This window comes from Paenibacillus sp. PastF-3, assembly GCF_029893135.1.
GTDB classification, from domain to species: Bacteria; Bacillota; Bacilli; order Paenibacillales; family Paenibacillaceae; genus Paenibacillus_AQ; species Paenibacillus_AQ nitricinens.
The window spans coordinates 74749-88726 of record NZ_JARXWM010000006.1; the positions used below are offsets into that span (position 1 = coordinate 74749).

At 42.8% G+C, this 13978-nt stretch carries 10 protein-coding genes; 2 read left to right on the forward strand and 8 right to left on the reverse strand.

Features of this window, described 5'->3' with window-relative positions; genetic code table 11:
* Positions 1 to 90 precede the first annotated feature (90 nt).
* Entirely contained in the window at positions 91 to 492 is a 402-nt protein-coding gene (locus tag M2444_RS13810) for a CBS domain-containing protein (protein ID WP_280787243.1), read from the forward strand.
* A 46-nt stretch (positions 493 to 538) separates the two neighbouring features.
* On the opposite strand, the gene M2444_RS13815 is transcribed toward M2444_RS13810, so the two are convergent.
* The 8 genes from M2444_RS13815 to M2444_RS13850 all read right to left on the reverse strand — a co-directional run bounded on the left by M2444_RS13815 (position 539) and on the right by M2444_RS13850 (position 9103).
* Entirely contained in the window at positions 539 to 1141 is a 603-nt protein-coding gene (locus M2444_RS13815) for a DL-endopeptidase inhibitor IseA family protein (protein ID WP_280787244.1), read from the reverse strand.
* 290 nt (positions 1142 to 1431) lie between these two features.
* On the reverse strand, positions 1432 to 2037 hold the full coding sequence (gene pilO, locus M2444_RS13820; protein ID WP_280787245.1) for a type 4a pilus biogenesis protein PilO: 606 nt from the start codon (positions 2035 to 2037) through the stop codon (positions 1432 to 1434).
* Positions 2024 to 3646: a pilus assembly protein PilM gene (pilM, locus tag M2444_RS13825; RefSeq protein ID WP_280787246.1), complete on the reverse strand. Its 1623-nt coding sequence runs from the start codon at positions 3644 to 3646 to the stop codon at positions 2024 to 2026. The genes pilO and pilM overlap by 14 nt, the downstream gene beginning before the upstream one ends.
* Before the next feature lie 15 nt (positions 3647 to 3661).
* Entirely contained in the window at positions 3662 to 4411 is a 750-nt protein-coding gene (locus M2444_RS13830) for a prepilin peptidase (protein ID WP_280787247.1), read from the reverse strand.
* Between the two features lie 91 nt (positions 4412 to 4502).
* Entirely contained in the window at positions 4503 to 4973 is a 471-nt protein-coding gene (locus tag M2444_RS13835; RefSeq protein ID WP_280787248.1) for a type II secretion system protein, read from the reverse strand.
* A gap of 167 nt (positions 4974 to 5140) precedes the next feature.
* Positions 5141 to 6346 (reverse strand): type II secretion system F family protein, encoded by a 1206-nt coding sequence (locus M2444_RS13840; protein WP_094871959.1) that lies wholly within the window; start codon positions 6344 to 6346, stop codon positions 5141 to 5143.
* On the reverse strand, positions 6346 to 7395 hold the full coding sequence (locus M2444_RS13845) for a type IV pilus twitching motility protein PilT (RefSeq protein WP_280787249.1): 1050 nt from the start codon (positions 7393 to 7395) through the stop codon (positions 6346 to 6348). The genes M2444_RS13840 and M2444_RS13845 overlap by 1 nt, the downstream gene beginning before the upstream one ends.
* 43 nt (positions 7396 to 7438) lie before the next feature.
* A complete protein-coding gene (locus tag M2444_RS13850) occupies positions 7439 to 9103 on the reverse strand; it encodes a GspE/PulE family protein (protein WP_094877554.1) in 1665 nt (554 codons plus the stop codon).
* 375 nt (positions 9104 to 9478) lie between these two features.
* Between M2444_RS13850 and M2444_RS13855 the strand changes: the two genes are divergently transcribed.
* Positions 9479 to 13918: a choice-of-anchor A family protein gene (locus M2444_RS13855; RefSeq protein WP_280787250.1), complete on the forward strand. Its 4440-nt coding sequence runs from the start codon at positions 9479 to 9481 to the stop codon at positions 13916 to 13918.
* Positions 13919 to 13978: the final 60 nt, after the last annotated feature.

Sequence of the window (13978 nt, forward strand, 5' to 3'; positions counted from 1 at the left end):
ATTTTACCTGTAGATGATCTTTGTCGCCTTTAAAATTTACGATTCGGGGGTACATTAGAAATAGACCTATAATCAGAAAGGATGAACATCATGTCAACAACTCTTGTAAATGATCTTTCTAATATTGTCCGCAGTGCCCCTGCTATTTTTGCCTCACGTACTTGCAGAGAAGCCCTTCGCGTCATGTTCCAGCATCCAGAATCTAAATGCATCGTCGTCTGTAACGCCACGAATGAACCGTTTGGATTGTTAATGAGCGAACGTTTCTTTTTAAAAGCCACAGGAAGATCAGGAGTAGATCTGTTCTACAGAGAACCTGCCATGAAGCTTATGAACAAAACTCCACTTATTTATGATATCTCCACTCCACTTGAAACTGTATTAGCTAATGCTATGAGTCGTCCAGATCCTATGAAGAATGACTGTGTCATCATTACCCGTAAAGGCAAATTCGCAGGTGTTGTTTATATCTCTGACCTGAAGCGCAGTTAGTTCATAGCCCCTGCCATCCTCTTTCCTCTAATACCTTCCCCTTTCCTCAGAAAAGAATATCCGGTGACGTGTCGATTCTCCAGTATCCCTCCACTTTCTTCAGCTTCACATACACCGACTCACTGCTTTCCTGCGCATCTGGATAAGGAACGGTCAGTTCAAATTCAGCGGTTGTTGCAGTTTTGGAGAGCATGCGGGCGGTGGCTTTTTCATACATCAATAGATTGCCCACATCTGCATTAACCTGCGACATTCTTCCGTTATACTCCAAAAATTGAGTCTGCACATAATATGCCGCTGCATTATGAGTGTAGGCTTTTTTTATGTAATTCATCAGCTTCGTCTTTGTGCCAATGTCACTGGACAGATAACGGTACTCCTGCGCTTTATACGTGAAGGTTTCTATCGGGAAGATGTTTCCGCCACGATTACTATAGAAATAAAGAGCTCTTGCATGGACTACCAGCGGAATGATGCTTTTCACCGTCAAATTATTGATGGTAGCAGGGCCCTCTTTCCCAGGCGCAGACACAGCCACCTTCTTGATTGCCGTACTTCCTGCTGACGGCGAAGCCGCCATAGCTCCCCCACTTGCTGAGATAAGGCCTATGGAAAGGGCCAACGAACCAATCATCCACTTTTTGTTCATTCGGAATTCCTCCTTTGTCATCCAAGCTAAAACGCCTTCGGCGTCCCTAAAGGACGGTAAGCGTTTATGCGAGAAATATAAAAATAATGTAAAGCGTGAAACGTATACTTTTTATATTTTGAAAAATGCAGGCGATAGCCACTGTTCCAGCTTATGCACCCCGCAAGCTAAAATACCCAATAAACAGAGGAATGAAAACGGATTTATAATTTATAGTAAAAAAAAAATTCCACCCTCCTGATTTACAGGAAAAGTGGAGTCTTATAATGGTGTTATTATAATGATGAGACCTAGTTCGATAATGGAGTGACAGCCTCATAATAAGCTGTGAAAGCTACGTTAGCAGTCAAAATACTTTCAGTTCTGTTCGCAGAACGCTCTTCATAGGATTGCTGGAAATTAAATGAGTCTACATTCACTATACGGGACAGCTTCTGCAACTCGTCCATCCATTGTCGTATACCCGTATACGTACCTTCTATTACTGCATTCATTTTAATCTGTTTAACCGTCGGGAACAGCACTTCAGCCGAGCCTGTCATTTGCTGAATCGGATTAGCCTCATCCAGAATAAAGCTGACATCCTTTAAGCGTGCTTCTGAGGAAGTGCTAACGCCCCATAAATCAACAATCAAGCCTTCGCTGTCATCGCCTTTCGGGAGTGCTGCCAGGAGCTCCTGTTGTTCCGAATCCACAGAAGTAGCACTGCTTTTTAGTTCATTAATTTTAGTTTGGAGAATCTCTGCTTCTTTTTCCAGCTGGCTGATCTCGGCGTTCTGTGCGGATATTTCCTTATTGGTCGGCTGAACACCTAACATATAAAAGGCAAACAGCATCAAGAACAGAATCAATACACCTAATACGATTGGAGAACGATACTTATTAATCTGTTCCATCGCTGTTCACCTCCTCTTGGTTTACATCTGTTCCAATTTCCTGCTGCTTATTTTCTACTAAGTTTACTTTATAAATGGCTGTATACATATTTAAGGAAGTGGCTGCATTCGTTGGCCCCGCACTCTGATCCACAGTTCCTTCTGTCAGCTTCGAAATAGAAGCATCCACAGTAAAGGACATCTGACGTAGTTGTCTTAAATAGTTAGAGGCATCTACCATAGTAGGTACATTTACAGTCAGGTCAATCGATGTCCGGTAGGTGTAGTTAATATCACGGAGAAAAGCACCCGGTGGTAACCCTTCGACTAATTCATCCAGAATCGGAACAGCAATTACCTTATTGTTCTGAATCTCTGCAATTGCCGTCTTCCGATCTAACTGCCCAGGTCCGCTGTTTTTAAGTTTCCCAAGCTCTACCTGTAGCATTAAACTGCGATCCTGTAAGCCTTGCAGCTCCTCTTTACCATTAGAGAGTTGACCCTTATTAGCCGAGAAATAAACCCCCGTCCCAATCGTTCCCACCAGCCAGATCGCCACAAGACCCATGGTCACATAAGGGAATAATAACGTCTCCCGATCCTCTCTTGGCAGTAGGTCAATCGTGTCCACGCTGATGATGCTTTTTAGAGCCGTCCCTGCGGCTACTCGGTAATCATTTAGCTCAAGATCAGATACAGCATCGTTACCCATCTGGTCTAGACTTATCGGTGTAATGTCGAGTTCTGCCAGCGACTGCTGAAGCTCTAGATCTAGCTGTTTACGAATGGATGGGGCACCTGTTATAACTAAGTTTTTAATACGAGTCGAGCCATCGTGCAAGCTGTATTGGTAGAAGCTGAGCATCCGTGAGATTTCCGCAGTGATTTCCACCATTTGTTCAGGTGATAATTGCTCTTCCACAGCAACTGCTGTTTCTGCCAAAACCTCACTGTCTGCCATGAACCCCAATGCTGCAACATTTCTACCCTTATGAAGATCAAGCAAGTTAATCGTACGAATGAACACCGGATTTCCGTTTCTGAACATGTAAACGTCCATGACGGATGGCTCTAAATTAATTAGCATCGTTTCTGCAAAGCTTTCCCCATGTCCAGTCGTTATACTGCGCGCCAAGGCGGTTGCCGAAATTTCAACACTGCTTATACGGAGGCCCGCACGCTCCAAAATTTCCACATAATCCTGTATCGATTTCCGCGGAGCGGCAAATACGAGTAAATGACTATGCTCCTCATCCACTTCGAGCGTCACATAGTCATAAACAGGATTTTCAAATGGTAAATGCAGCCCCGTCTCCACTTCCAGCTTCACGAGCTGCTCTACCTGCTTATCGTTGGTACTTGGGATGCTCATTTTGCGGATGATGATCTGCGAAGGTGGAATAGACAAGGAAACCTTACTGCCCCTTAACCCTTCCTTCTTCACCCACTGTCTTACCCGATCATAAAGCGCTTCGCTATCCGCCACCTGATTCTCAATGATCATGCCTGGAAGGAGCGGGAGAAACCGTTTTTTGCGGACTTCCCATGACTGTTTATTCTTAAAACTAATATAACGAATTCCGGTAGCTTCAATTGAAATTCCGGCCACTTTAGAGCCTAATCCAAGCATATAATCGATGTCCTCCTATCCGATGAGCGAGAGATACGCGCCAATGATATGTGAACCATATCCGAAACTAATTAAAGCCCCTATTGCTAACCATGGACCAAAAGGAATCGGTTGTTTTCGTTTGATGATTCCGAGCAGCATCAGCAGTCCTCCGACCACACTTCCAAGCAGACAAGCCATCAGAAAAGCCAGAATAACATTAGGAAATCCAATCACCAAGCCCAGCAGCGCAAATAACTTCATATCCCCGGCACCCATCCCTCCTAACAGAACAAAAGGAATAAGGGACCCTCCCCCAAGCACAGCTCCCAGCAAGTGATGCCATAACGGCCCCTCTGGAAAGAGCAATACAAGAATGAGCAGCAGCGGCAAAAAGAATAACAACACCTTGTTCGGAATCAGCATGTACTTCAAATCCGCAACCGTCACTATAACCGCTAAACTCACAAACACGAACCCGAGGATTCCCTTCCCCGTCAAACCAAATTGCAAATATACCCATAGAAAAAGCAAACCCGTCGCCACTTCTCCTAATGGATATAAAGGCGACACCTTTGTGCCGCAGTAACGACACTTGCCTCCTGACAGCAGGTAGCTTATCACCGGAAACAAGTCCCGCGCCTTCAGCCGCGTATTGCAGTTCGGGCAATGTGACGGTGGATTGAGCAAAGATTCCTTAGCTGGCACCCGCAGTGCCACTACGTTATAGAAGGAGCCTAGAATCAGGCCCAGTAAGGTGATGTAACTTGCGATGATTATCGTCATGGATGTCCTCTGTTGGCTTTTGGATTTTAAAAAAGGAATCGGGAAGTCCGATTCCAAGATGGAAAATATATTCTATGGATAGAAATAATTCTTATTTTTTAGCGCTTAAGACACTAACAGCTGGGAATTTTTTCAGATCCGGTGTTGTATTAGTTCCAACGTCTAACGTAACAGCGTCACCATCTGAAGTTGTAGTATCCACCAACTGACCTGTAGTAGTACTAAAATTAACAGTTCCCTTAATAATCTCAGCTTTTGTACTAGGAAGATAAATTTTATCTAAATAACCTTTAGTTATGATCTCTTCAACTTTTACCGATCCTGCAGTCTTAAAATCCCCATTATTCTCACCCATTACATATAACCTAGCAGCATCATAGACTTGACGAGCCGTTGCCACATCAGAATCCTTTTTTGCACCGGAAATTACATTTCCAATCAAAGGTATCGCAATAACCGCAATAATCCCCAAAATAACGATAACCGCCAGCAACTCGATCAGCGTGAACCCCTTTTGATTTTCCTCTTTACTTAATCTTCTTTTAATCGCTTGTGCTAACATTTGTTTTCCCCCTCTAAGTGGTGTGTGGTAATACAGTTTATATCTTTTATTTCCGTGAATCCCGCTACAATGCTCGTTCTTCCTTGTCTAGCGCCAACAAAAGCTCTGCAATCCTGCCCCGCCTCCCCGGCGACACCCCTCTCAATATCTTCAAGGAACCGTAAGGTTCACATATTGCCGTACAGACTGAACATCGGCAGCATAATAGCGGCCACAATCACACCTACAACACCTGCTAGAAAAGCAATCAGCAATGGTTCAAGCAGTGACTTCAGACGATCAACGGTATTCTCCACGTCCATCTCATAAAAATCAGCTACCTTAGACAACATTGTGTCGAGCGCCCCCGTCTCTTCACCAATCGCAATCATCTGAGTAACTAGCGGCGGGAAGACCCAAGCTTTTTTTAGCGGCTCAGATAGTGGATTTCCTTGTCGCAACGAATCGCCCGCACTTCGGATGAATTTCCCAATCACCTTATTTCCGGCTACTTCCTCTACAATCACCAAGGATTGCAGAATCGGGACTGAGCTAGCATAAAGAGAAGAAAAAGTACGCGTAAACTGAGCAATCGAGCCTTTTTGATTCAGCTTGCCGAACACCGGAATCTTAAGCTTGGCATAATCGAGTGCGTAGGCACCCTTTTCTGTATGTTTTGTAATCTGAAAAGCTATCACTAGGAGAAGAACTCCGAGTATCCAGAAATACCATTGCCCTTGAATGCTTTTACTCAGTGCCAATACCATCTTTGTAATCGCCGGAAGCTCTGCATTCATCGATTCGAACATCGTTACAAACTGTGGAACAATCGCCCAGAGTAGGTATATAACCGCTCCAATCGCCATGACCCCGACCGTAATCGGGTAAGTGAGCGCAGACTTGATCTTCTCTGTCGTGGTGTGCTGTTTCTCAAAAAACATCGCCAGCCTGTCCAAGGTTCCCTCAATATCACCGGATTCCTCACCTGCTCGGATCATGCTGACGAATAGCTGTGGGAAGATTTTTTTATGATCCTGAACGGCTTGTGAGAACGAGATCCCGCGCATCAGGCTAGCGTTCACATCTACTAGCGCTTTACGTAGTGGTTTACTCTCTGTTTGCTCTGCTAGAATACGCGTTGCATCCACAATCGACACTCCAGCACGCATTAGCGTGGCGAACTGCCTACAATAAATAATGAAATGAAGCGGCTTAACCGGATTACCGATATAAATGTCCATCGATAGAATCGTTGTTTTGCGTTCGATCAGCGAGAACACTGTAAGCCCCCGCTTACGCAGCTCTTCCATCGCCGTAGGCTTATCTGTTGCGGTTAGCTTTCCTTTAATGGACTTACCTGCAGTTGTCTTTACTTGATATTCAAAAAGAGGCATCAGTTACCCACCTCCGTCATAAATGCTTTTACGGTAGTCGAGTCAATCAGACCTTGAGATAAATAGTCGCGGATACTCATGTCCAACGTATGCATGCCTTGCGCGCGTCCGGTTTGCATTACATTTTTAATCTGATGTGTCTTTTCGGTACGAATGAGATTGGCTACGGCAGGTGTATTCACTAAGATCTCTGTTGCACATATCCGCCCCCGTCCCCCTGCTCTTGGAAACAACCGCTGACTGACAACTGCCAGTAATACTGAGGCTAGCTGTGAACGAATCTGTCCCTGCTGATGACCCGGAAAAGCGTCAATAATTCGATCAATTGTCTGTGGTGCGTCTGTTGTATGTAAGGTTGCCATCACAAGATGACCTGTCTCCGCGGCAGTAACTGCTGCTGTAATGGTCTCCAGATCCCGCATCTCTCCAACGAGAATAACATCCGGATCCTGACGTAACGCGGCACGTAGTCCGCTCGCAAAGCTTGCCGTATCGCTGCCCACTTCACGTTGATCGACTAAACAGGTTCCATGACTATGCAGAAATTCTATAGGATCTTCAAGTGTCACAATATGCTTGCTTTCGGTCTTGTTAATGTAATTCAGCATAGCTGCTAACGTAGAGGATTTACCGCTGCCCGTAGGCCCTGTAACAAGAATCAAACCTTGTGGTTTGATTGACAAAGTGGACAAAATCGGAGGCATCGACAGCTGTTCCAGACTCGGAATCTCTGCGGGAATTGCCCGGGCAGCGATACTAATCTCACCCCGCTGACGATAGACATTCACCCGAAATCTTACGCCGCCATCCAGCGGATAACAGAAATCTACCTCACCTGCATTTCGAAACACTTCATTTCGTTCACTGCCAAGCAGCGCTTCTGCCATTTCTGCCGCTTCATCGGCTGTTACTGGTGCACCCTCAAGTGGGTGAAGCGTTCCATCCATACGTATAACTGGAGGCGAGCCTACAGAAATATGTAAGTCGGAAGCTTTGGAGGAGTAAGCCGTCTGCAAAAGCTGTCTAATATCCCGCGTATACGTTGGCATCCGCTGCTCCCCCTATTTTAAAATGAAAAACACCTAACAGACCCTAATGTGAGACCGTCTCGCGCATGACCTCTTGTAACGTCGTGATTCCCTGACTTACTTTGAGTAGTCCGTCATCCATCAGTTGTACAAGTCCGCGCGCTTTTCCTGCGACACGCAGTTCTTCTACCGAAGCAGTGTTCGTAATAAGCTGCCGCAAATGATCGTCAATACTGAGTACCTCATGAATCGCTATTCGGCCACGATAACCGGAACTGCTACAGCTACCGCAACCTCGACCACGATGTAATTCGTCCGCTGGCAACCCCAAGCTACGTAACATAATCGCTTCCTGCTCAGACGGTTTGTAGGTTTCTTTGCAGTCGGTGCAGATTTTACGAACGAGCCGCTGCGCTACCACACCTATTAGTGAAGAGGCAATCAAGTAAGGCTCCACCCCCATATCTCGCAAGCGAGAGACGGAGCTAATCGCATCGTTTGTATGTAAAGTAGACAACACTAGATGACCTGTTAATGAGGCACGAACTGCAATTTCAGCAGTTTCTGCATCCCGTATTTCACCCACCATTACAATATTCGGATCTTGTCGGAGAATCGAACGTAGTCCCGCCGCAAAGGTTAACCCAATAGCCGAGTTTACGTGCACCTGGTTTACGCCCTCAAGCTGATATTCCACTGGATCCTCAACCGTGATAATATTTGCACTTTCTACATTGAGTTGATTCAGTGCTGAATATAAAGTCGTTGTTTTTCCACTACCTGTAGGTCCAGTGATTAGCAGAATTCCATAAGGACGAGCGATCATTTCCTTAAAAGCTTCCGCATTCCCCTCACTGAATCCCAAAGCATCTACAGATTTAACCCCAGTGCTTAAATCTAGCAACCGCAGCACAATCTTCTCTCCGTGCATCGTAGGTAATGAGGACACGCGAATATCTACCATTTTGAAATCAAACTGCATTTTGATTCGGCCGTCTTGTGGCAAACGCCGTTCTGCGATATTCAGTCGGGCCATTATTTTCAGACGAGCGGTTATAAAGCCCTGCATTTGCTTAGGAATAATCCGCTCTGTCCGTAAAGTTCCATCAATGCGGTAGCGGATGGTTAGATTATTTTCACCTGGATCCATATGTATATCAGACGCCCGCAGGGCAACTGCCTGCTGAATCATCTGATTGACCAAACGAACAATCGGAGAGTCCTCGTCTGTAATCTCTGTTTCTTCTATTTCTTCCTGTGTCGGGAGTTCTACTAGCATCTGATTCATAGAATCACGCATCCCATAATGACGCGCAATCGCCCGCTGCAGCTCATCCCTCGTAGAAATAGCAGGTTCGATCCGGAACCCTGTACTCATTCGTAAATCTTCTATCGCAAAATAATCCAGCGGATCAGCCATCGCAACCATCAGCTTACCGCCTTCTTTTAAGAAGGGAAGTACTTGATAACGCTTAGCCATACTTTCAGGAATAATCTGCGTAATCGCAGGATCAATCTGGTATTTAAATAAACTGACATGCGGAATACCGAGCTGGAATTCAAGCACTTCAATCAGCTGCTGCTCCGTGATATAGCCTTGAGAGATTAGCAGATCGCCAAGCTTACGCTTGCTTTTACGCTGTTCCGCAAGTGCTTCAAGCAGCTGCTCCTGCGAAATAATATTATTTTCTACCAGCAAATCTCCAAGTCTCTTTTTGGCGATAGCCATGTCCGTTCAGCTCCGTATGCCGTTATTGGTTATACTTTTACACTGACCTCAATAATGGATAATACTAGGAATAACCAAAGATAAATTACCAGTTCTATTTCTGCAAAATATGAAAATGATTTTTTCCATAATTACGGATTCATCATTTTTGTCAAACTAGCGTATTTTTCAATATACTTGGGACTTTAGTAATGAATTTATAGGTATATTTCAATAGATTTATGTTGTCTATCAATGCTGAATGTCCTAGAATGTATATAACATAGATTGGATAATTTTACAACGAATTCAGCTGAAAAGGCTGTCGGAAACTAGCATACACAACATACAATTCGACCATATCTACCAATAGTTAACAATCAGGGAGAGATGAACATGAAATTTTCCAGTAACAAATGGATCTATCTTTTTACAGTAACGATCTTGCTTCTCCTTCTGCTTGTTCTGCCACTCAAAAATCACTTCACGAATGTCGAAGCCAGTTCAAATGATTATCAGATTCGTATGCTTGAGGTTACTGAGAGTGGGGTTAGTGAGCTTGCGTCTCTAAAAACGGGAATATCTGGCCTTACCATTGATACGATGAGTATGAAGCGCTTTGTGGCGCTGCGGGATGATCTGGATGGAAAATACGATGCGATTTATATCGGAAAGGGGACTTACAATAAAAGTGGAGTTTCCGGAAAAGATCATAATACCAAAGCAGTTATGAATGACATAACTAATTTAAAAGCGAAAGAAATCACCGATTATTTTGTTAATAAAGGGTTATATGTAATTTTCCACAAGCAGCCCTTCTTAGCTCCAACACAGAACGGAATTTTATATAATACCTTTAATACATACCAGGCATTAACCCCAAAATCCAATGTTCTATTCTGTAATGACTCTGAGTTAAATGCCTTTATCTCCGAATTGAAAAAAAGTAATTCCACTTATTTATCCAAAATGAAGCAAAGACCTCAACTAGAGATTACTAACAAGAGTCAAATTATCGAATACGGTGCGACTGTGCCCAAGATCTATACGCCCGGCGACGAGCTCACATTCAAGTTCAATGTTTCAAATGTTAATTTAGGAACGAATCCTATACTTGTTAAGCTCTATCTGGGCTTAGATAAGTCCATAAAAATGACTGAAGATCAAGTCGTTGCAACCACCTCCTTAAGTACTTCGACAACCGGAGAAATAAAATACAAACTTCCCAAGACTTATTCAGGCCTACTTTATTGGAAGCTAGAAGCAGTAGATTCTCTGAATCAAAAATCTCTAAGCGATTTCACTACCGGTACTATTCAATTTAAGGGCAAGAAGACAGTGGTCAATGTATTGCAGATCTTACCAGATGGAAATAATGACAGCAAACTTATTAATAATGAATTAGTTATGGATCCTAGCTATCTACAAAACGTATCTAAGGACTACGAACTAGTTATCGAAACAAAATCAATGACTCAGTTCAATGAATACATTAAAAGTAAGGAAAACTCTACTCCAAAATACGGCTTGAATGGCACATATGATATGCTCCTGTTTGGATTCCGGGATGTATACAATGAAAAATCTCTAATTGATGAGCTCTCCTCGAATGCTGTATTAAATTTCATCAATGATACCAAGCAAAGTGTTATGTTCACGCACGATACTATTTATATTGCCAGCAACAACAAGAGTAGCCAATGGATTAATAAGTTCCAAGGAATCACAGGTCAAACCAGCCCTCAAACCAATTTGGGCTTAAATGCTCCGAGTATATCAACCTCTGTTACTCCTGTGAACGATGGATTGCTAACTCAATATCCTTTTAATTTAAGCGAGCAAGATGATAAGAATAAGGTAGCCAACACACATAATCAATACTTTACCCTTGACTTAGAAGATTCCACTGTCATTCCTTGGTACAACATTACTGGAAGTAATCGGGATATTAACGACAGCTGGAACCACTACTATACGTACTCTAAAGGGAGTGTAACTTACTCAGGAACCGGACACATCATCGGAACATCTTATAATAGAACTCAAGCAACCTCTTTCCCAAAATGGGAACAAAAGTTGTTCGTAAACACGATGTACCGTGCATTTACAGGTGCCAATCATGCTCCAGAAATTACTGTGCATACACCTATGGACAAAAGCATTAAACCTTCTTACCAGAACCAACTGGTCGTCAGCTATACAGTCGATGACTGGGATTTGAAAGACAAGAACCTATTTACCAGTATTAAATTTAAACAAAACGATAATGTAATTACCGGCTATACAATGAACGAGAAAGCAATTTTATCTGGAGAGACCGTTACGCAAACTTTTAACAATCCTCTTCCTGCAGGGGGAAATCTTCAAATTGAGATTACTGCCAGGGACAGACAAGGTGCAATCTCTACTAAAACTATAAATGTAACCGTTCAAAAAATCGAATCAAACCTTACGATTCAACGTACACAGTCTAACTCTACTGTTGAAAAAGGGAATCCGATCACTTTTACGTACACAGTAACGCCAAACGCTGTTCCTTATCTTGCTGTTGATCCAGGTGAGCAAGGGATTGAAGATCTAGTGATCTCAAACGTTCAATTTGAAGAGAAATTTCCGCCTAATCTGGAATTTAGTGATCCTCTTCCAGAAGGCATGAGTAAAAGCGGTACTTTAATCGAGGGATATACTCTATCTAAAAATTTAGGGAACATTAACTATAAGTTAACAGAAAGTAACAACGTCAAATCTTATACACCGATAAACAATTCTGCTAACACTTTTAGTCTTACTGCAATTCCACAAGAAAAGAAGACATACCTATTGGATAATTCTAAGATTTATTATGATGAAATCCATGCAGCGACATCTTCATTCCCTGGCTCCAATGCTCCAGTCTCATCACTGGGTATAGCTAATGATTATTCAATCTTTATGCTAGAGAACATTGATTTCCCAAACAATGGATTCACAAATAATTGGCGTATAGCAGCAGGTGGGAATATAAATATTGCATCATTTAGTTTAGGAGGTTCATTAACAAATGCCGATACTACTGCAACTGTTGTGGCAGGTAGAAACTTGACCTTAAATGGTGGTTCAATGAAAGGGATGGCCTATTACGGTGGCAATATAACGGCTCCAGCCTACCTTATTAATCAAACTCAGCATAAAGAAAACTATATTGATTTTACTGAGGTTGGGAAAAAACTTAAAAATCGTTCATTGTATTATGCAGCAATACCGGAGACGTCCAAATCAACCGATCTGTATCAGACCATTACTCTAAAGGGAACCGATCCTAAACTTAACGTATTTCATTTAAATCCAACCAATGGAAGTATTAATAGCCTGAGCATTGATACTCCAAGCACTTCCACTACTGTTATCAATATTTCCGGGGAAAATGTAACCATCAGCAATGGCACCAACACCCTTACAGGTGTAAGTAGTAAAAACGTGTTATACAATTTTTATGAAGCAACATCATTTAGCCTACACGGATACAATTTATATGGTACTGTTCTGGCTCCATTAGCAAATATATCTTTCACTGGTGATATTGTTGGCTCATTTATCGGAAAATCAATCTCAGGTTATAATGGTGGGCACAGTATCGATCTGTCTCCATTCACCGGAGATTTACCGAACCCTACACCAGTCACCCGAGAACGGGTAACAATAAGTTTCTCTCCGATTTCCTTTGAAGCTATCGTTAAAGTAGCGAACATTCAACTTCAAGATACAGTGATTCGGGTAGATAGTGAACTGAAACTGCTACCGGTCATAACACCTGAAGATGCCAACAATAAAGAAGTCAGTTGGTTGTCTAAACAGCCGGATATAGTCTCTATTAGTGACACCGGAGTAATAAGAGGTCTAAAAGCCGGAGAAGCAACATTAGTGGTTACAGCTAGAGATGTAAGAAGCGATGGTAGCCACGTCTTTACTACTGCAAAAGTAAAAGTCGTTTCAGCTGATTTAACGATTACAGGAGCTAAGGACGCTATAGTCGGTGAGAAAGTACCCTTCGAAGCTAGTTATGAGCCCTTTGATGAAACCATAATTGGCTACGAATGGTCCATCAAACCAGGGGCGAATTCAGCCAATGCTACAATAACTAAAAATACCGATCCATCTATTGGAAGTAAAGCAACCTTGCTGGCTAATCGATCTGGATCAGTGACAATTGTGGCCACAGTCAAAACTGATCGGAAGCCTAACGGTGCTATCTATTCAAAAGAACATACCGTTACAATTACAAATCCTGTTCGTGAGATACAAATTAATGGGGATTCTTTTGTGAACATCGGAAATGAAATACCGTTAAATGTGTCTGTCGTTCAACCTGTAGAGAATTCCGATCCGGTTGAATACGTGTGGAGCCTGGAAGGGAATGGAAGTAATTATGCAACATATGTCCCTACCCCTGATAACAAAACTATAAAGTTAAAGGGCAACGTGTTTACCAAATCAGTCAAGGTCAAAGTGATTGTAAAAGGATCCTCCCCTGTTATTGAAGCCTTTAAAGAAATAGCAATTGGCGTTAAATTAACTAACCTATCCTTACCCGCGCCATTCAAAATAGGAGTTGGACAGGATAATTCCAGAGATTTATTTAATAACGGTCTTGTACTTTGGCCAGAAAGCTTAATCAAAAATGACTTTAAAGATAAACTCCTCTGGACAAGCAGCAACACAGCCATCCTGACGGTTTCAGGTGATGGTAAAATAACCGGTCTAAAGAAGGGGAAAGCCACTATTACTGTTTCGTATATTGAAGACCCTAAAATCCAAGATTCTGTAGAGGTAATTGTAGAGAACGAAGATCGTTACTAAAAAGGCAAAACCCCCGATTCGCAAAGATACTGCGACTCGGGGGTTTTATATTCCACATTT